Source organism: Proteus sp. TSJ240517 (assembly GCF_047921575.1).
Classification (GTDB): Bacteria; Pseudomonadota; Gammaproteobacteria; order Enterobacterales; family Enterobacteriaceae; genus Proteus.
The window spans coordinates 147,998-166,720 of record NZ_JBLRMH010000001.1; the positions used below are offsets into that span (position 1 = coordinate 147,998).

General features: G+C 35.0%; 18 protein-coding genes. 10 read left to right on the top strand and 8 right to left on the bottom strand.

Translation table 11 applies throughout. The features are described 5' to 3' along the window. Both sapA and pspF read right to left on the bottom strand, forming a co-directional pair. Nucleotides 1-1,686, bottom strand: coding sequence for an ABC transporter substrate-binding protein SapA (gene sapA, locus ACNARN_RS00735; RefSeq protein ID WP_198632641.1), 1,686 nt, complete (start codon nucleotides 1,684-1,686; stop codon nucleotides 1-3). A 292-nt stretch (nucleotides 1,687-1,978) separates the two neighbouring features. Continuing rightward, nucleotides 1,979-2,974, bottom strand: coding sequence for a phage shock protein operon transcriptional activator (gene pspF, locus ACNARN_RS00740; protein ID WP_198625580.1), 996 nt, complete (start codon nucleotides 2,972-2,974; stop codon nucleotides 1,979-1,981). A 214-nt stretch (nucleotides 2,975-3,188) separates the two neighbouring features. Between pspF and pspA the strand changes: the two genes are divergently transcribed. The 8 genes from pspA (at nucleotide 3,189) to tyrR (ending at nucleotide 9,947) form a co-directional block, all read left to right on the top strand. Further along, nucleotides 3,189-3,857 carry a phage shock protein PspA gene (pspA, locus tag ACNARN_RS00745; protein ID WP_072062534.1) on the top strand — a complete coding sequence of 223 codons (669 nt, stop codon included), beginning with the start codon at nucleotides 3,189-3,191 and terminating at the stop codon, nucleotides 3,855-3,857. 36 nt (nucleotides 3,858-3,893) lie between these two features. Further along, a complete protein-coding gene (gene pspB / locus ACNARN_RS00750; RefSeq protein ID WP_023582319.1) occupies nucleotides 3,894-4,127 on the top strand; it encodes an envelope stress response membrane protein PspB in 234 nt (77 codons plus the stop codon). After that, on the top strand, nucleotides 4,124-4,480 hold the full coding sequence (gene pspC / locus ACNARN_RS00755) for an envelope stress response membrane protein PspC (RefSeq protein WP_416304011.1): 357 nt from the start codon (nucleotides 4,124-4,126) through the stop codon (nucleotides 4,478-4,480). The genes pspB and pspC overlap by 4 nt, the downstream gene beginning before the upstream one ends. 119 nt (nucleotides 4,481-4,599) lie before the next feature. Then, nucleotides 4,600-4,854 (top strand): phage shock protein PspD, encoded by a 255-nt coding sequence (locus ACNARN_RS00760; protein WP_265576286.1) that lies wholly within the window; start codon nucleotides 4,600-4,602, stop codon nucleotides 4,852-4,854. Continuing rightward, nucleotides 4,835-6,229 (top strand): YcjX family protein, encoded by a 1,395-nt coding sequence (locus ACNARN_RS00765; protein WP_416304012.1) that lies wholly within the window; start codon nucleotides 4,835-4,837, stop codon nucleotides 6,227-6,229. Before ACNARN_RS00760 ends, ACNARN_RS00765 begins: the two co-directional genes overlap by 20 nt. Further along, nucleotides 6,226-7,269 (top strand): YcjF family protein, encoded by a 1,044-nt coding sequence (locus ACNARN_RS00770; protein WP_416304013.1) that lies wholly within the window; start codon nucleotides 6,226-6,228, stop codon nucleotides 7,267-7,269. The genes ACNARN_RS00765 and ACNARN_RS00770 overlap by 4 nt, the downstream gene beginning before the upstream one ends. A gap of 539 nt (nucleotides 7,270-7,808) precedes the next feature. Further along, the gene (locus tag ACNARN_RS00775) at nucleotides 7,809-8,228 is read left to right on the top strand and encodes a hypothetical protein (RefSeq protein WP_232797443.1); all 420 of its coding nucleotides are present in this window, start codon (nucleotides 7,809-7,811) and stop codon (nucleotides 8,226-8,228) included. A 153-nt stretch (nucleotides 8,229-8,381) separates the two neighbouring features. Further along, complete coding sequence (gene tyrR / locus ACNARN_RS00780; RefSeq protein ID WP_416304014.1) at nucleotides 8,382-9,947, top strand: transcriptional regulator TyrR; 1,566 nt, start codon at nucleotides 8,382-8,384, stop codon at nucleotides 9,945-9,947. Nucleotides 9,948-10,018: 71 nt separating this feature from the next. Here tyrR and tpx read toward each other — a convergent pair whose 3' ends face one another. Next, the gene (gene tpx / locus ACNARN_RS00785; RefSeq protein WP_416304015.1) at nucleotides 10,019-10,522 is read right to left on the bottom strand and encodes a thiol peroxidase; all 504 of its coding nucleotides are present in this window, start codon (nucleotides 10,520-10,522) and stop codon (nucleotides 10,019-10,021) included. A gap of 223 nt (nucleotides 10,523-10,745) precedes the next feature. Between tpx and ACNARN_RS00790 the strand changes: the two genes are divergently transcribed. Further along, on the top strand, nucleotides 10,746-12,365 hold the full coding sequence (locus ACNARN_RS00790; protein ID WP_196533253.1) for a peptide ABC transporter substrate-binding protein: 1,620 nt from the start codon (nucleotides 10,746-10,748) through the stop codon (nucleotides 12,363-12,365). 479 nt (nucleotides 12,366-12,844) lie between these two features. Here ACNARN_RS00790 and ACNARN_RS00795 read toward each other — a convergent pair whose 3' ends face one another. Beyond that, nucleotides 12,845-13,405, bottom strand: a complete 561-nt coding sequence (locus ACNARN_RS00795; RefSeq protein WP_198619584.1) for an Ail/Lom family outer membrane beta-barrel protein — start codon at nucleotides 13,403-13,405, stop codon at nucleotides 12,845-12,847. 304 nt (nucleotides 13,406-13,709) lie between these two features. Beyond that, nucleotides 13,710-14,051: a DUF4377 domain-containing protein gene (locus ACNARN_RS00800; RefSeq protein ID WP_109372394.1), complete on the bottom strand. Its 342-nt coding sequence runs from the start codon at nucleotides 14,049-14,051 to the stop codon at nucleotides 13,710-13,712. Between the two features lie 378 nt (nucleotides 14,052-14,429). On the opposite strand from ACNARN_RS00800, the gene zntB reads away from it, so the two are divergent. Continuing rightward, the gene (gene zntB / locus ACNARN_RS00805) at nucleotides 14,430-15,413 is read left to right on the top strand and encodes a zinc transporter ZntB (RefSeq protein WP_109372393.1); all 984 of its coding nucleotides are present in this window, start codon (nucleotides 14,430-14,432) and stop codon (nucleotides 15,411-15,413) included. 307 nt (nucleotides 15,414-15,720) lie between these two features. Here zntB and ttcA read toward each other — a convergent pair whose 3' ends face one another. The 3 genes from ttcA to leuE all read right to left on the bottom strand — a co-directional run bounded on the left by ttcA (nucleotide 15,721) and on the right by leuE (nucleotide 18,430). After that, nucleotides 15,721-16,644 (bottom strand): tRNA 2-thiocytidine(32) synthetase TtcA, encoded by a 924-nt coding sequence (ttcA, locus tag ACNARN_RS00810; protein WP_196533251.1) that lies wholly within the window; start codon nucleotides 16,642-16,644, stop codon nucleotides 15,721-15,723. Between the two features lie 324 nt (nucleotides 16,645-16,968). Then, nucleotides 16,969-17,517 (bottom strand): 4Fe-4S dicluster domain-containing protein, encoded by a 549-nt coding sequence (locus ACNARN_RS00815; protein ID WP_109372391.1) that lies wholly within the window; start codon nucleotides 17,515-17,517, stop codon nucleotides 16,969-16,971. A gap of 271 nt (nucleotides 17,518-17,788) precedes the next feature. After that, nucleotides 17,789-18,430, bottom strand: a complete 642-nt coding sequence (gene leuE / locus ACNARN_RS00820; RefSeq protein WP_198625583.1) for a leucine efflux protein LeuE — start codon at nucleotides 18,428-18,430, stop codon at nucleotides 17,789-17,791. Between the last annotated feature and the right edge of the window lie 293 nt (nucleotides 18,431-18,723).

Consider the following 18,723-nt stretch of genomic DNA (forward strand, 5'->3'; position numbering starts at 1 on the left):
TTATTTTACAGCCTCTTTCTTGTGATTTTGTTCGTCTACTTCTGCCTCTCGATAAACACCAGCAAAAGACGCATTACCAAAAGTACTCAATACCAATCCTTTAATATCATAACGATATGCTTGCATACGTAAAGAGTTTGCTAAAGGCAACACTGGTAACTCTTGAGCAAGAATATCTTGAGCTTCATGATAATAATCCATTCTTGAAGCAAGTTGCTGACTATAAAGCGCTTTTTTCAAAATATCATCAAAGCTAGGTAAACACCAATGACTTAAGTTAGTTTGTGAGCCAATGGCTGCACAGCTAAAGAGAGGACGGAAAAAACTATCAGGATCGTTACTGTCAGTTGACCAACCAGATAAGGTCATATCATGGGTGCGATCCATCATACTCGTTTCTTGATATCGTCCTTCAATAGGACGAATGCTCATTTGAATACCCACTTGCGCTAAGTCTGCTTGAATAAGTTCCGCCATTTTTAATGGGCTTGGATTATAAGATTGTGAGGCGCTAGGTACCCAAAGATTTAATTTCAGCCCATCAAGGCCTAGCTCTTTAAGAATTTGTTTCGATTTCTCAGGATTATATTCTGTAATTTTTGCTCGGTTATCATAAGCCCAAGATGCGCGAGGAAGCACTGATGCTGCCGTTTCTGCCGTACCATAATAAATAGATTCCATTAAACGTTCGTTGTTAATGGCATAAGCAATAGCTTGACGAACTTTAAGATCATTTAGGGGTGGTTTGCTGGTGTTAAAGGCTAAATAAGCGATATTCATACCAGAACGCAAAGTTAATCTTAGTCGTGGATCGTCACGTAAGACTTTTAATTGGCTTGCGGCAGGATAGGCTAAAACATCACATTCACCAGTGAGTAATTTAGATATACGGCCTGTACCACCTGCACCCATATCAATAACAATCTGTTGCATTTTGGGTTGGCCTTTCCAGTAATCTTTATTTCTAAATAAACGAACAAATTGCCCTGGTTGATATTCATCTAAAAAGAAAGGGCCTGTTCCTACTGGTTTCCAATCAAGCTGTGTTTGATCGCCTGATTTTTCTAAATTTTGGGCGTATTCGGCAGAAAGAATAGGGGCGTAATGTGTTGCTAAATGCCATAGAAAGGAGGCGTCAGGCTCTTTTAAGCTAAATTCTACCGTGTATTGACCTAGTCTTTTTATCGATTGGATATTATTGGCAAAACTTAAGCTGTCAAAATAGGGGTATTTTCCGCCATTAATTTGATTGAAAGGATTTTGTGGATTGATCATCCTTTCAAAACTAAAAATAACATCATCAGCGGTAAGTTTACGTGTTGGTGTGAACCAAGATGTTTGTTGAAAGGAGACATTTTTACGTAAATAAAAGCGGTATGTCGCGCCGTTATCTAATGTTTCCCATCGAGCTGCAATTTCAGGGATCAGGCGATAAGTGTATGGGTCGACATCTAAAAGACGGTCATAAAGCTGTGCAGCTAGAGGATCAATAATTAATCCACTACTTGATAGTTGTGGATTAAAGGTATTTACACTGCCATCAACACAGTAAACAAAGCCATTTTGATTAATTGGAGTTGGCTCAAGCGTTATAGATGGTGCTTGTGTTTTTGGTGCTACATCCGCAATACAAGTTACGCTTGTAAAGGTGAGTAGCAAAGTACCAATAAATAAAATAGGGCGCATAAATAATGTCTTTTAGAGAAACGATTTTGCTATTGTAACTTAAAAAACTTTCTATCCCCAAATAGTCAAAAAAACAAAGTGAGAAAAATTCTCAATAAAATGCTTTACAAATGCTAATGATAAAGATTATCATCCGTATTGTCCTTCGGCGGTAAGAGGTTTTCCGCAGAGGGCACGACATTGCTCACATTGCTTCCAGTATTTTTTACTAGCCAGCTCGGGTGCTGGCTTTTTTTTTGCCTATTGTTTACGCCTCCCCCTTGGCAATTAAAAAACTATATTTATCAATAAATTAAGTTATTATTTGATGTTTTTTAATTAGCCCTCTAAATTGATCGTAACTTAGTGATAATTTTTCAGCCGCCTCTTTCTGGTTATATAAGCTCTCTTTTAATGCACTATTTACTAATTTTTTTTCTACATCATTTTGCCATTGGCGTAAATCCAACGGTAATATAGGTAGTGAAAAATTTTCTTTAGGTGATTTTTTTAATGTGGGTGTTTTTGACGTCTGAAGACCGGCAAAGGGATCAATAATAATATTGGTGAGTACGTTATCGCAGGTTCCATGACGATAAACCGAGCGTTCAACAACATTTTTTAGCTCACGAATATTACCTGGCCATGAATAATCTAAAAGTACTTGGCGCGCACTATCACTAAAACCAGGAAAAAAAGGTAAACCTAACTCTTGGCACATTGAGATAGCGAAATTTTCAGCAAGCAACATAATATCTGCACGTCGCTCTCTTAATGGCGGGAGTCTAATAACATCAAACGCCAATCTATCGAGTAAATCGGCACGAAATTTACCTTCTTCTGCCATTGCGGGTAAATCTGCATTTGTCGCGCAAATAAGCCTAACATCAACATGCAGAGATTGACTGCCCCCAACGCGCTCTAAATGACCATACTCAATGACGCGCAGAAGCTTTTCTTGCACAAGCATGGGAGCAGTCGCCAGTTCATCAAGAAAAAGAGAACCTCCATCCGCACGTTCAAAACGCCCTTGATGACGATTTCTAGCACCAGTAAAAGCGCCTGCTTCATGACCAAAAAGCTCAGAATCAAGTAAATTGTCATTGAGCGCAGAACAGTTGATTGAAATAAAAGGTCCTTGCCACCAAGGAGCAAGATAGTGTAAGCGATGAGCGATCAACTCTTTGCCTGTACCTCGTTCACCAATAATTAATACAGGCTTTTTTAATTGAGCGAGTGCTGAGGTTTGTTCTAATACATCAATAAATTGACTGTCAACGCCGATTATTGTCTCTAAATTCTCATTCATTGGTTAAATTCACCATATTGAGGTATTTTTTACCAGTCTATCAGGTGTTCGAAAAATAGGCGAACAATATAAATTACCTATTATTAATAGTTTAAGTGAATTTTAAAAGTTGGCACGCAAATTGTATTAACTAAAGTATGCCGGCGTTACGACAGTGCGCCATTACTGAAATAATTTAACGTCACTAATTAGCATAGCTATTAAGGATAACATCATGGGTATATTTTCACGTTTTGCTGACATTATTAATGCCAATATCGCTTCTTTATTAGATAAAGCGGAAGATCCTGAAAAAATGATCCGCCTAATGATCCAAGAAATGGAAGATATGTTAGTTGAGATCCGTACAACTTCTGCACGCACTTTAGCTGAAAAGAAAGGATTAGAGCGCCGTATCGAACAAGCTGAAAAACAGATGAAAGATTGGCAGGATAAAGCAGAGTTAGCTCTTATCAAGGAAAAGGAAGATTTAGCTCGTGCAGCATTAATCGAAAAACAACGTGTAGCATCAGTTAATGACACATTGAAACACGAACTGATTATTATTGATGAAACGCTAACTCGTTTAAAAGGCGAAATTAGTGAATTAGAAAACAAGCTAACTGAAACACGCGCAAAACAGCAGTCTTTAGTTGTGCGTCATCAAGCAGCAAATTCATCTCGCCAAGTTCGTCGCCAATTAGACAGTGGTAAAATGGATGCAGCAATGGCGCGTTTTGAACAATTTGAACGCCGTATTGACCATATGGAAGGTGAAGCTCAAAGTTATGGTTTAGGAAAGGAAAAATCTTTAGACCAACAGTTTGCTGAATTAAAAGCTGATGATGAAATTAGCGCGCAATTAGCGGCATTAAAAGCTAAAATCAATATCAATAAAGAGTAACAGCAAGCGTAATAACCATCTTATAAAGGATATGTAATGGGCTATATATTTCTGGGAATACCACTGACAATTTTCGTTTTATTTATTCTCCCTATTTGGTTGTGGTTGCACTACAACAGTCAGAAAGGTGGAGGTAATGTTCAGTTAACCCATCAAGAAATGCAGCGACTGAGCGCGCTGGTGGATAAAGCTCAGCAAATGCAGGAACGCATTAAGACGTTAGAACAAATACTTGATGCAGAACATCCTAACTGGAGGCAATCACAATGACGATGCAAAGCAAGCAATTGTATCGCTTGCCACAAGAGGGCATGATCCGTGGTGTATGTGCTGGGCTTGCCCATTATTTTAATATTCCTGTTTTACTTATCAGGGTTATTGCGGTGATTGCGCTGTTTGCTGGTTTTTTCGGTTTAACTATTGTTGCTTATTTTGTTTTAAGTTTCTTTATGGAGCCAGCTCCTGCTAATTACCAGCAAGGTGAAAATCAGCAAGAGAGCTTAAAAGACATTTTAAGCGAGGTAGATAATCAATTGATGCAAGGTGAAAAACGTTTACAACAAATGGAACGTTATATTACCTCTTCTACTTATCAGTTAAATAAACGTTTTCGAGATTTGTAATATTTTTGCCATTTAATCTGATAAGACGCTCCATTTTAGGAGCGTCTTTCTTTCAGTCCGTTTATCTTTTTCAACGCTTGTATTGTGAGAGAATAAAATTTCTGATTGAGGAGCCTATTATGAATTCCAATCAAGTATTCGTTTCTTTAAAAACAAATAAACTCGCCCAATTAGCCAAAAAAGGGTTAACATTTGGGTTAATGTTATTCACTTTATTTGGGCCAGCTGCAATCACAGGCGGTATATTAAAACGAGTAAGTAGCAAACCGTTACGTTGGCTGGTTCTATTGATAGCTGAACCTATTATCAAAGCAGGTTTTAATAAGCTATCGCGTCAAATGTCTTGGGAGAAACATGAAACGCCTACAAAATGAACTTACCGCTTTTCTTAATCGTGGTGTTGATAGACATCTTCGTTTGGCCGTAACTGGATTAAGTCGAAGTGGTAAAACAGCATTTATTACCTCTTTAGTTAATCAACTTATTAATGTGCATACAGGCGCGCGTTTACCACTATTTTCGGCTGCACGAAATAAACAACTACTAGGTGTAAAACGCATTCCTCAACATAATTTAAATATTCCTCGTTTTACTTATGATGAGGGAATGGAATCTCTTTATCATACACCGCCAAGTTGGCCCGTTCCTACAAAAGGGGTCAGCGAAATTCGTTTACAACTACGTTATCGCTCGAATGAATCTTTAACACGTTTTATAAAAGAAACATCTTCTCTTTATTTAGAAATTGTTGATTACCCCGGCGAATGGCTATTAGATTTACCTATGCTTGAGCAAGACTATTTTGAATGGTCAGAGCAAATGAATAAGGTCAATCGCCAAAGAACATCACCAGAACAGCATTGGCAATTACTCCTTAAAAAATGTGATCCTTTTGCGCCAGCTGATGAAACGTTATTAGCTGATATTGCCTCCGCTTACACTGACTATTTATTATCGTGCAAGGAAGAAGGGCTTCACTTTATTCAACCTGGACGTTTTGTATTACCCGGTGAATTAGCAGGAGCACCTGTTTTACAGTTTTTCCCTTGGGCTGATTTGCAACAATATGATATTGCTAAATTAAAGAATGCAGATAAACGCACTAATATTGGTATGCTAAAACAGCGTTATGAATATTATGGACAGCATGTTGTAAAAGGTTTTTATCGCGATCATTTCCAAGGATTTGATAGACAAATTGTTTTGGTTGATTGCCTACAACCTTTAAATCAAGGTGCAGATGTTTTTAATGATATGCGCCAAGCATTAACACAATTAATGCGCAGTTTTCATTATGGAAAAAGAACTTTACTTAGACGCTTATTTTCACCTTGTATCGATAAACTTCTGTTTGCAGCCACAAAAGCCGACCATATCACGGTTGATCAACACGAAAACTTAGTGTCATTGCTTCAACAGCTTATTCAAGATGCTAAACAAAATGCTATTTTTGAGGGGATCAGTATAGATTGCATGGGACTAGCTTCTATTGCGGCAACTGAAAGTGGGATTGTTGATCATCATGGCGAAAAAATACCAGCCTTAAAAGGTTTTCGTTTAAGCGATAACACACCATTAGTATATTTTCCCGGTGAGGTTCCTAAGCGATTACCTGAAAAAACATTTTGGGAAAAACAAGGGTTTAGTTTCGAATCTTTTAGGCCGCAACAAATATCAAGAGATAGTGCGGTTCCTCATATTCGTATGGATAGTGCAATGGAGTTTTTGTTAGGGGATAAATTAAAATGAATGAGCCATTAAAATCGCGAATTGATTTTAAAGAGCCCATACTTCACGAAGAAGTCATCTTGAAAAAAGGTGTTGGCTTTAATGAAAATGAGCAATTTTTGCCTATTGATCCACAATTGGATGAAGTGAATGAAGGGCAATTAGAAGGTGATGTTCAATCAATTTTAAAACCGAAAAAAAGTATCTGGAAACGTTTATTAACGATTGCGAGTACCATTTTAGGGATTAGTGTTATTGCACAAACGGGACAATGGATTTATGACTCATGGGTAAATTCTGACTGGATTGCGTTGGGTGCAGCCAGTGCGGGTGGGTTAATTGTTGTCGCTGGGATTGGATCAGTTATAACAGAGTGGCGCCGTATTTATCGTTTACGTCAACGGGCAGATGAAAGAGATAAAGCAAAAGAGTTACTTTATAGCCATGCGATGGGGAATGGTCGATCATTTTGTGAAAAACTTGCTAAACAAGCGGGTATTAGCTCACAACACCCTGCATTAATTCGTTGGCAAAGTGCATTACATGACACCCATAACGACAAAGAAGTATTAGAACTTTATAGTCAACTTGTTCAACCTATTTTGGATAAACAAGCTAGAGCTGAAATTAGTCGTTCTGCAGCAGAGTCAACCTTAATGATCGCTGTTAGTCCGCTGGCAATGGTTGATATGGCCTTTATTGGTTGGCGTAATATTCGTTTAATTAATCGTATTGCAGAAATTTACGGTATCGAATTAGGCTACTATAGTCGTCTAAAACTCTTTCGCCTTGTTCTAGTCAATATTGCATTTGCGGGTGCGACAGAACTGGTTAGAGAAGTTGGAATGGACTGGCTTTCACAAGATCTTGCAGCACGATTATCAACAAGAGCCGCTCAAGGTATTGGAGCAGGCTTATTAACGGCACGCTTAGGAATAAAAGCAATGGAATTATGCCGTCCTTTACCTTGGATTGATGATAATAAACCTAAGCTAGGCGATTTTAGAAAAGAGCTAATTGGAAAATTAAAAAATACCATTGGTAGTAAGAAAAAAGAATAACTTATTATTTTCACCTTTTAATAATTTTAAATAAAAACCGCAGAAGCCATTCTGCGTTTTTTTTGTATAAAGATTGGCAAGGTGTTATTTATATAAAATAGCCATAATAATAAAGATGATAAAATATTATTTTAAAATAAGTCACTGAATGCTATAAAGTGTTTTTATAGTTTTACTACCAATAATGTTATTGTTTTAAATGGAAACTATCGTGATAAAAAATTTTAAAAAGAGTCAATTTTCACAAAATTTGAGATGGTTATAACTATTTGTATATAAAGAATAATTTACTTCCCTCTGGTGAAATGTTTGTAATTTCAATCAAAATATTCCTTTTTTGAAAGAAAAATAGTCTTGAGTTTGGTTTAATAAATAGCGTTAAATGTTACCGCAAAAATGTATCGCAAGACCTATTCTATCAATATATTTTCAAACATCTAATTTGTAAGTTATTCGTTATTTAGTAAACAGAGGCGGTTTTTTTATTTGTAAAAAATAGAAAATAGTTAATAAATAATTATTCTAAGAAGGGTAAAAAAATGAAAGAAATACAAATTTCAGTAATAAAAAAACTCTCTAAAGCAAGACGTCAACTCTACCTAAGTTCAGAATTTAATGTTTCAAACATTGACAACCAATTAAGTATTTTAATCCCTATTCTTGATGAGACGATCAGTGAGATTAAAAAAAGACAATATCAAAAGCAACCTAAGTCATTTCAAATAAAAGAGATATCCCAATTTTTTGAATATCTGACTGAATCGGATAAGAAAGAAAAGGCAATAAACGCATTAGAGTATCTCCTCTTTTGTTTTGATAATGGATGTAAAACTATCAAAAAGGTGATCCGTCGAGAATTAAGCCCTTTGGTAAAGGATGTCGAATATCTTATCGATTTTGAACTAAAAAAAATAATAAAAACCTCTTCATTTTCGTTATTCGGTTTTTTTAAAGCATAAATAATCTTGCTTAAAAATTAGGAGATTGATTTAGTTGTGTAAAAATAAATGCTAGTGGTGTCAACCTTTGCTGACAATCCTCTTTATTTCGTTGATATTTATGTATAATATCTAGAATTAGTTCAGGGTCACTCAGTATTAAGAAGGTTTATAATGCGTTTAGAGGTCACTTGTGAAGATCGCATCGGGTTAACCCGTGAATTATTAGATCTGCTCGTATTAAAAAATATCGATTTGCGTGGAATTGAAATATTCCCAATTGGTCTTATTTACCTGAATTTCTCACAGATAGATTTTAATATATTTCAACCTCTTATGGCGGAGATACGTCGAATAAATGGTGTTATTGATGTACGTACTGTTGCATTTATGCCGTCAGAGCAAGAACATCGTGCAATTTGGACATTATTAGAATCTGTTCCTGTTCCTGTTTTTTCTATTGATACCAAGGGTAAGGTAAAATTACTTAACCCTGCAACAAGACAGCTTTTTGGTTTATCTCCAGATGATCATGCTGAGAAAACATTTAACCAATTTATCCCAAATTTTAATATTCATCGTTTTTTAGAACAAAAAGAGCACTTTATTCAAAAGGTGCCTATTACTGTGAAAAAACAGAATTTTGAAATGGAAATAGTCCCAATTAAACTGACAGACGATAACCAATATAATCATTGCGTTGGGGCTTTTGTTTTACTGAAATATAATGAAATTATTTATAATTACCCTAGATTAGTGACTAATGATCAAAGTGGGTTTGACCAAATTATTGCCGTAACACCTAAAATGAAGCAGCTTATTACTCGAGCAAAGAAAATGGCAATAATGAATGATCCATTGTTATTAGTGGGTGAAACAGGTACAGGAAAAGATTTATTAGCAAAAGCCTGCCATTTACTAAGTAGCCGTTTAAGATATCCATTTCTTGGCTTAAATTGCGCTTCAATGCCTGATGATGTTGTTGAAAGTGAGTTATTTGGCTATGCAGCGGGTGCTTATCCTAATGCCATTGAAGGAAAAAAGGGCTTTTTTGAGCAAGCCAATGGCGGTACTGTTTTACTTGATGAAATCGGTGAAATGTCCCCGCAAATGCAGATCAAACTTCTACGCTTTTTAAATGATGGAACGTTCCGCCGAGTGGGTGAAGAAGAAGAAGTTAATGTAGATGTGCGCATTATTTGTGCTACTCAGAAAAATTTGTGGGAATTAGTACAAAAGGGATTGTTTAGAGAAGATCTCTATTATCGCTTGAACGTATTAACATTAACATTACCGCCATTAAGGGAAAGAAAGGACGATATCATTCCGTTGGCAACTCATTTTATTAATCAGTACTGTCAAGAACAAAAAGTGGGTGTACCGTCCATTTCTACTGATTTCTCAAATTATTTAATGCAATATTCTTGGGCGGGTAATATTCGCCAATTACGGAATACTGTTTATCAAGCAATGGCACAGTTAGTCGGAAATACATTGCGTGTTCAAGATATTACGTTACCTGAGCACACGGATGAAACATTATTTGATGAGAATCTATTAGAAGGCTCGTTAGATGAAATGACAAAACGCTTTGAAGCTTCGATTTTAACGCGTTTATACCGTGATTATCCAAGTACACGTAAATTAGCGAAACGCTTAGGTATTTCTCATACCGCTATTGCGAATAAGCTAAGAGAATACAATCTTACGAATAAAAAGAGTGATAAGTCTGAAGAATAATAATTGAGTAGTAAGATTTTGTGCATAATAAAAATAGACGAGCATAATACTCGTCTATTTTTTTATCAGTATTATTTCAGTGTTTTTAACGCATCATCATAATTGGGTTCAGTTGTAATTTCGTCAACCAACTGGGTGTAGATAACCATGTTATTTTCATCTAAAACAATCACTGCTCGGCTTGTTAAGCCAGCTAATGGACCTGATGTAATTGCAACACCGTAGTTTTCTTTAAATTCAGCACCACGCATTGTAGATAATGTCACAACGTTATCTAAGCCTTCCGCGCCACAAAAACGCGCTTGAGCAAAAGGTAAATCAGCTGAAATACATAAAACAACCGTGTTATTTAATTCATTTGCAACTTTGTTAAATTGGCGAACACTTGCAGCACAAACACCAGTATCTACACTTGGAAAAATGTTTAGAACTTTACGTTTACCTGCAAAATTCGCTAAAGAAACATCATTAAGATCTTTACCAACAAGAGAAAAATCAGCTGCTTTTTGACCGACTGTTGGGAAATTACCCGATAGTGCCACTGCATTTCCTTGTAAAGTAACTTGATGTGCCATTGTTGTTCTCCTTTATTAGTTGTCAGACTAACTGTTATTAATACTCAGTATTAACGATAATTTTCGTTAATGCTTAACCATTATTAAAATTTGCCACTATTGGCGTAGTCATCACTAAAAACATAAAAATTTATAAAATATTTGTAATCAGTGATTGTGCCTTTTTATCAGGCTCTTATAATTGTGCAGTTTATTCTCATACAGATTACAGGACGAAACAGACATGCGCAAAATATTCGTCATCTCATGTGCACTTGTCGTTCAAGGATTACTCACATCGCAGATAAATGCGGCAGTAGTCCCCGCAGGAACGATACTCGATAAAAAGCAAGAAGTAGTTCGACATTTAAAAGATGAGCCTGCATCACTTGATCCCATTAATGCAGTAGGATTAACAGAAGCTCAAGTGCAACGTGATTTATTTGAAGGGTTGACGATAGAAGATGAGCATGGACGTCCCATTCCAGGTGTTGCTCAAAGTTGGCGTACAGAAGATAATCGTGTGTGGATCTTCACTTTACGCGATAATGCCAAATGGTCTAATGGTGAAAAAGTAACCGCAACAGATTTTGTCTATAGCTGGCAAAGGTTAGTTGACCCTAAGAATCTTTCACCTTTTGCATGGTATGCATCACTTGCATCTATTGAAAATGCACAAAAGATTATTGATGGAAAATTAAAACCAACATCATTAGGCGTGGAAGCACTTGATGAAAAAACGCTAAAAGTGACATTAGAGCGACCAGTCTCGTATTTTCCAAGTTTAACGACTAATTTTTCGTTATATCCTGTACCTCATCATAGCATTGAAAAATATGGCACTGAATGGGTTAAGGTTGGCAATTTAGTCGGAAATGGAGCTTTTGTTTTAAAAGATAGAGTCGTTAATGAGAAGATCGTATTAACGCCAAATCCTTATTATTGGGATCATAAAAATACAGTATTAACCAAAGTCACTTTTGTGCCGATTAATCATGAATCACATGCGACTAAGCGTTATTTAGCGGGTGATATTGATATTACAGAGTCGTTCCCGAAAAATTTATATCATAAATTAATGAAAGATATTCCTAATGAGGTTTATATTCCTGACCAGTTAGGAACTTATTATTATGCTTTTAATACCCAATCAGGGCCAACAAAAGATATTCGTGTACGTAAAGCGTTAGCGATGGCAATAGATAGAAAAATTATCACTGATAAAGTATTAGGAACAGGGGAGAAATCAGCAAACCGTTTTACACCTGATGTAACGGCAGGCTTTACCCCAGAACCTACAATTTATGATGAATACAATCAAGATGAATTAGATAGTCAAGCTAAGATCTTATTAGCGGCTGCGGGATATGGCCCTCATAATCCATTAACACTCTCATTGCTATACAATAATTCAGAGAATCATCAGAAAATTGCTATTGCAGTTGCTTCTATGTGGAAGAAAAAGTTAGGCGTGAAAGTCGAATTACGTAATCAGGAATGGAAAACATATATTGATAGCCGAAATTCTGGGGATTTTGATGTTATAAGAGCATCATGGGTTGGCGATTATAACGAGCCTTCTACTTTTTTAAGCTTATTAGGCTCTAAACACGCTGGTAATATCCCTAAATATCAGAATAAGCAATATGATGAAATATTAACATTGTCTGGTATGACTATTGATACAAACGAAAGAAATAGTCTGTATAACCGCGCTGAGCAAATAATTGCTGAAGATGCACCAATCGCACCTATTTATCAATACACAAATGGACGCTTGATAAAGCCGTGGTTAAAAGGTTATCCCATTGAGAACCCAGAAGATGTTGCTTATAGCCATACACTTTATATATTGAAACATTGATTCAATTCTTTATTTTAACATAAACAGAAAACACTCAATTTAATTGAGTGTTTTTTTATAGAAAAATAAAAAAGAACCCCTTTTAGAAAGGGGCGTAGCAAAATAAAGCAGGGTAACTTATTATCTAGATATAAATTATATTGTTAATACTTTCTTTGCACGCCTTTTATTGTATCTAACTGTTACAGTGATTAATAAAATATTTATAACAAAAAAAATCCCTCTGTTATGAAAACAGAAGGAGACTCAAAAGGAATAAACATTGCAAGTAGGATGTTAATACATTTTTGCGACATTGTTTTGACTAATCGTGCAATGTGCGTGATGTTAAATATTGTATTTTTGTTTATTTATAGTTGTAAACTCTTAATTATAACAATAATTAATGCTTTTGTTATGGTGTTTGATGGTTTTATAAATGAATCTATCTGTTTTTCTTTTTGTAAGTGTTAAATGACACTACAGATTGTCAACACGATTTAAAAACGATATCCCAAAGAGAGTTGTAAGGCATTTAATTCAATATGACGTTTATTGGCTGTGGTATCAGAATAAAGATAGCCCAAGCTAAATGAGATATCCTTAACAGGATTATAATCGATGCCAATTTGACCAATTACACTTGTTGTATTAATTATATGGGAATCTGTTGTATTTATTTTAGGGTGATATTTATCTTCCTGATGCTTTAATTTATTAGGCCCCATTTGAGCATAAACAGAAATTTCAGGTGTTATTCTATAAGTTGGGCCGATTAATAGTCCTGTGGTTTTAGTTCGGTATTTTATTGTTGAAGGTATGGTAAAACGAGGATCAATAAAATGTTCTTTATGGTTGGCATTTAAACGTAGTAGAGAAATTAATATTCCCCAAGCATTTTCTGTTTCATAACGATAACTGATTATTTCACCTTTTGCTGTGTCACCTTTTATTTTGCCATAAATATAGCCACCAGAGAGGGTATGCGTCTTATCATAGGCATGTAATGTAGAGGAATAAGATAAAGCTAAACTAATTAAAATAAGGACTAATTTATTCATTATGGAGTTTCTATGTTGATGTGTAGAACACCATTTTTAGTAAAATAAATGTTGATTTCAATATTAATTGATTGAAATTACTCTTAAAAAAAGTTTGAATGCTTATTTTTAAACTCAATAAAAAATCAAACTATTATAAATAGCTAATTATTAAACAGCATAAGATTTATTAATTATCTTAATGATAGTGCAATGAAATGATAAGAAATTACTTAAATAGAAGGGAGTAGTAATTGAGCGTAATAGGTAAAATACTCACAATAAGCTTTAATACCTATTGTGAGCCAGATTTTAGTGCGATGTTCTATTTTTTATCTACAACTTCAATCAGTGTATATTTTACACTTGATGCATCTGCTGGTGGGTTAGGAATATCTGTAACATTAACTTTTAATGTATATTCAGTGCCTGCTTTATATTCAAAACCATCAATATTTTGATAGAACAGGGACCATTCTCCAGAAGGCAGCTCTTTCACCTTCATACACTTCATTGGCGCGACACCCACACAATCATACAGTTGTGAGTCCACTAGAAGCGTTTTTGTCGTTCCCGTAGATGATGTTGTATTTGCACTTTCAGTTGAAGTTGCGTCATTGCATCCAGCCAAAAGCAAAAATAAAGGAATAGCGATAAATTTTTTCATATTGATGACCTTATTTTTAGGGTGCAACAAATGCATTAAAGAATATTTAGTATACACCAGTTAGATAGTTATTATAAATTACAGTAGGTAACTTTTCTCCTGAAAATAAAATAAGTTACCTGCGGTTGTTCTAAGTATTAATATACTAACGCAACTATCAGTATTTGATTTAGTGTAATAATCCTAAAGTAATAAAGATAATTAGATATTTTAGATGAATGAAACAAAAATAGTGCTGATATACAGTTAACTAGAAAAAAAGTATAGAATAACGGTTCAAAACATAGCGTTATAAAATGAAGGTAGATTAATCATATTTGACAGTTGAGTATTTAATTCAAATATTACTTTTAAAGCAAAAGTTATGGAGGAAGTTAAGTGAAAACAATTAATGACTCTGTTATACAAGATTCAGATGCTATTTATACAGCACAACTTAATGGGCATGGAGGAGCAGCAGAAATCACGGCCGAAACTGTTGCAACAAATGAAAATCCATATTGGGTGCACTTAGATTACCGCAAGCCACAAAGTGCTCAATGGATACAAGAGACAGAATTACTTCCACCTATTGCTAAAGATATATTACTTGCAGAGAACGTCAGACCAAAAGCACAACGCATTGGTGAAGGTATCGTCATCAATTTGCAAACAATTAATAATAATCCTAATGATCGGCCCGATGAGCTTGTCGCTTTTAGAATTTATATTAACAGCCAAACAATTGTTTCAAGTCGCCATCGCCGAGTTAATTCTGTAGATTCTGTTATTCATACATTAGAACTTGGTAATGGCCCTGAAAATAGCGGTGATTGGCTAATTACAATGGCTGATGCAGTGACTGATGAAATAGGCGAATTTGTTGAGACGCTTCATGACCAATTAATTGAATTGGAAGATATGATCCTCGATCAACAAATACCAGCAAGAGGTGAACTTGCATTATTAAGAAAGCAGTTAATTGTTTTACGTCGTTATATGGCACCTCAACGAGATGTATTTTCAAGACTCTCTATTGAAAAATTACCGTGGATGAGTGATAGCGATAGAGTCACGATGTTAGAAATCTCAGAAAGACTTTCTCGACGTTTAGAAGATTTGGACAGTAGTATTTCTCGTACGGCGGTAATTGCAGATGAAATAACATCAATGATGGCTGATGCGATGAATAGACGTACTTATACTATGTCTCTAATGGCGATGTTATTTTTACCAACAACGTTTCTAACAGGGCTATTTGGTGTCAATTTAGGTGGCATACCTGGAAATGAATTTCCTTATGGTTTTACCATTTTTTGTTTATCTCTCTTTGTTTTGATTGTGATTGTTACTTGGTGGTTAAAGCGTAGTAGATGGTTGTAAAATTTCAGCAAATTAATCGTAACTAAATGGATTTAAAAAAGAATTCTCTAACCCTGTTTGAGATATATCAATTTTTTAAAATAGAACATCTGGCATTATAACTCTCGCAGGTGAATACAACGTTGAGCGATGAACGTTGTGCTCCATAATTGTAGTTTTTCTCATATTGAGTTCTTAATACAGAATAATTGACCATTATTACACCGATGTTTATTAACATCGGTTTTTTTTTGCTTAAATTTATTATTGGCGATTATTTAGCCATAAAAATCCTAAGCCCTGAATGCAAGGCTTAGGAGATAGTGCATTATTTCACTTCAACAATATCGAGTTTGTTTTGGCTAAAGTCAGGGCGTTCATCATCTTCTTCTTGGAACATGACTGGAACGGCTGGAATATCGTCTTTATCAAAAGCTAAGTCGCCACCATTAATGACTTCATCACCATGCTTGATATTCACAAAATCAAATAATTGAGTATCACATAAGTGTGATGGGACAATATTTTGTGTTGCTCTAAACATGGTTTCAATACGACCAGGGTAACGCTTATCCCAATCTCTTAGCATCTCTTTAATAACCTGACGTTGGAGATTCGGTTGTGAGCCACAAAGATTGCAAGGGATAATTGGAAACTGTTTTGCTTGTGCAAAACGCTCAATATCTTTTTCACGAGCGTAAGCAAGAGGGCGAATAACGATTTGTTTGCCATCGTCACTCATTAATTTAGGTGGCATACCTTTAAGTTTTCCACCATAAAACATATTTAAGAATAATGTTTCTAAAATATCATCACGATGGTGGCCTAAAGCAATTTTAGTTGCACCAAGTTCTGTCGCTGTGCGATATAAAATACCACGACGTAAACGTGAGCATAAAGAGCAGGTTGTTTTACCTTCAGGAATAATATCTTTAACGATCCCATAGGTATTCTCTTCAACAATTTTATATTCCACACCAAGTTCATTTAAATACTCAGGTAAAATATGCTCAGGGAATCCGGGTTGTTTTTGGTCTAAATTGACTGCAACAAGTGAAAAATTAATTGGCGCACTTTTTTGCAGATTCATTAAGATAGAAAGTAGCGTGTAGCTATCTTTACCACCAGAGAGGCAGACCATGATTTTGTCGCCGTCTTCTATCATATTAAAGTCAGCGATAGCTTGCCCAACATCACGGCGTAAGCGTTTTTGTAGTTTGTTGAAATTATACTGTTCTTTTGGGATGCTCATTTTTTACGGTTCTATATCGTTGCTGATTATTCTGTAACTTGCTAACCAAGGCTTTGTTCTTCGCTGTTTTGATGCCTTAACAATATGATAAATATATAAAATATCTTATAGGCTCAAGTAATAAGTTGTGTGAAAAACAAAGTTATTTATGGCAAGAAAATTGATAAGTCGCCAATGATACCAGATGGTAGGGTGGTTTCGATATAGATAACTATAGTTAAGCGATTTCAAGGCGGTAAAAAGTAAGAAGTAATAGCCTTATATAAACTGAATAAGGCTATAAACTTTTTGTATCACGTGGTGATTATTAAATAAGCATAGACTTTAATAAGGTATCGTTGGTAGTTCTCGTAAAATAGAGTTTTTTCTACGTTCAGCAGTCAATTGTGACAATTCATTATCAGAGACAAAAATTAAGGCATCTTGAGGACAAAACTCAACACAAGCAGGGCCTTGTTCTCTATGATTACATAAATCACATTTAACGATATCAATTTGAAATTGTTGACCAAGATCTAAACAATAAGTAGGTACCGAATGCGCCTTTTTCTCAAGTTCAATGGCGCCAAATGGGCAAGCTAAAAGACAAGCTCTACATCCAATGCAATTTTCAGGGTGTGTTTCGACAAAATTTTCACCACGCACTAATGCTTTTGTCTGACAAGCTTGGGCACAGGGTGCATCTTCACATTGATGGCAAACAGAAGCTGTAAATTGATGCATTAATTTAATAATGCGGATCCTTGGATGAAAATTCTTTTTATTGAGAAAATCATTTCCATCCTTTTCTGATGTATGACCGACTGAACAAACAACTTCACATGTTTTACAGCCAATACATTTTTTAGAGTCAATAACAATTTGGCTATTCATCTCAATACCTATTTATAGGGTTATATAACTTATAATATAATGTTTGATGATTTATTTTAGTAATATTAATCAAGATTATCTCTAATAAATAAGGTCAAATAATAACAACTAAATAAAAAAGGGGTTTTTAAACTTAAAATCAAATGAGAATGAATAGTATTTAATAAAATAATAGGAATAAGACTTTATAATATACGTAAATAATCGTAGATGAAAAAACGGCAATCGAAATAAGATTGCCGTTTCTTTAATGGATATCTGTTATTAAAAACTATGATGATAATGTTGCTAATTTAGTTGCGAATCCCATAAAGAAAAGCCCGATAACACCATTACCCAGTTTAGCGATATTTTTACGTGAGCCAAAGAAACGAGCAAGGGCTACACCACCAAATATTAGAAAAGAGAGATAGATAAAACTAAACGCTTCAAGCATGGACGCGAGAATTAAATAAGATAATCCGGTATGTGCATAATTAAAATCGATAAACTGAACAAAAAATGAAATATAAAATAGGATCGCCTTAGGATTGGTCATACTTAATGTAAGCGCTTTTCTGAAAATGTGTTTCTGTACCGTTGTTGTTTGTTCTGAATGTACTTTTTTGGAGAAAAAAGTCGCATGGATAATCTTTATTCCTAAATACAGGAGATAAAAAGCACCTAAAAAACGGACAATAGTAAAGAGTACTGGAGAGGCTTTTATAACAGATGCGACACCAATAAAGGCGAGAAAAATCAAAATGGCATCACCTAAAAAGACACCAAATGCAGCACGATAACCATCACTGACGCCACCTGATGCGCTTGTTTTTAGCACATAGAGTGTATTAGGGCCAGGAACGAGGATAATAAAAAACATGCCTGCGAGGTATGTCCAGATATTGAGTACACCAAATTGTTCAAGCCACACGTTAACCCCCAATCCTACTTTCTCTGTATTACTTAATGAATTGCTATTATATAAAGAGAATCCACCTTATTTAAATGCATATTTTCACTCATATAGAAGATAAATGTTTGATGCTTACTGCTTTCTGTTTGAAACAGCACCTGTTATCACTTCAATGGATTACACTCTATTGTTAGCATTTAAAAAAGATGCAATTTTCTTATGTAAAGAGAGTAGATCTCTTAAGTTAACTCGATTATATTTATCTGTGTTTTTATACAGTATTCTGTATTGATCAATTACGCTAAGGGAAA

Excerpts from the sequence above, each read along its gene's own strand:
- ACNARN_RS00775 (WP_232797443.1), top strand. The coding sequence starts at position 7,809 with ATGAAAGAAATACAAATTTCAGTAATAAAAAAACTCTCTAAAGCAAGA.
- tyrR (WP_416304014.1), top strand. The coding sequence starts at position 8,382 with ATGCGTTTAGAGGTCACTTGTGAAGATCGCATCGGGTTAACCCGTGAA.
- pspF (WP_198625580.1), bottom strand. The coding sequence starts at position 2,974 with ATGAATGAGAATTTAGAGACAATAATCGGCGTTGACAGTCAATTTATT.
- ACNARN_RS00795 (WP_198619584.1), bottom strand. The coding sequence starts at position 13,405 with ATGAATAAATTAGTCCTTATTTTAATTAGTTTAGCTTTATCTTATTCC.
- ACNARN_RS00760 (WP_265576286.1), top strand. The coding sequence starts at position 4,600 with ATGAATTCCAATCAAGTATTCGTTTCTTTAAAAACAAATAAACTCGCC.
- ACNARN_RS00770 (WP_416304013.1), top strand. The coding sequence starts at position 6,226 with ATGAATGAGCCATTAAAATCGCGAATTGATTTTAAAGAGCCCATACTT.
- ACNARN_RS00765 (WP_416304012.1), top strand. The coding sequence starts at position 4,835 with ATGAAACGCCTACAAAATGAACTTACCGCTTTTCTTAATCGTGGTGTT.
- pspA (WP_072062534.1), top strand. The coding sequence starts at position 3,189 with ATGGGTATATTTTCACGTTTTGCTGACATTATTAATGCCAATATCGCT.
- ACNARN_RS00800 (WP_109372394.1), bottom strand. The coding sequence starts at position 14,051 with ATGAAAAAATTTATCGCTATTCCTTTATTTTTGCTTTTGGCTGGATGC.
- sapA (WP_198632641.1), bottom strand. The coding sequence starts at position 1,686 with ATGCGCCCTATTTTATTTATTGGTACTTTGCTACTCACCTTTACAAGC.
- ACNARN_RS00815 (WP_109372391.1), bottom strand. The coding sequence starts at position 17,517 with ATGAATAGCCAAATTGTTATTGACTCTAAAAAATGTATTGGCTGTAAA.
- pspB (WP_023582319.1), top strand. The coding sequence starts at position 3,894 with ATGGGCTATATATTTCTGGGAATACCACTGACAATTTTCGTTTTATTT.
- ACNARN_RS00790 (WP_196533253.1), top strand. The coding sequence starts at position 10,746 with ATGCGCAAAATATTCGTCATCTCATGTGCACTTGTCGTTCAAGGATTA.
- tpx (WP_416304015.1), bottom strand. The coding sequence starts at position 10,522 with ATGGCACATCAAGTTACTTTACAAGGAAATGCAGTGGCACTATCGGGT.
- pspC (WP_416304011.1), top strand. The coding sequence starts at position 4,124 with ATGACGATGCAAAGCAAGCAATTGTATCGCTTGCCACAAGAGGGCATG.
- ttcA (WP_196533251.1), bottom strand. The coding sequence starts at position 16,644 with ATGAGCATCCCAAAAGAACAGTATAATTTCAACAAACTACAAAAACGC.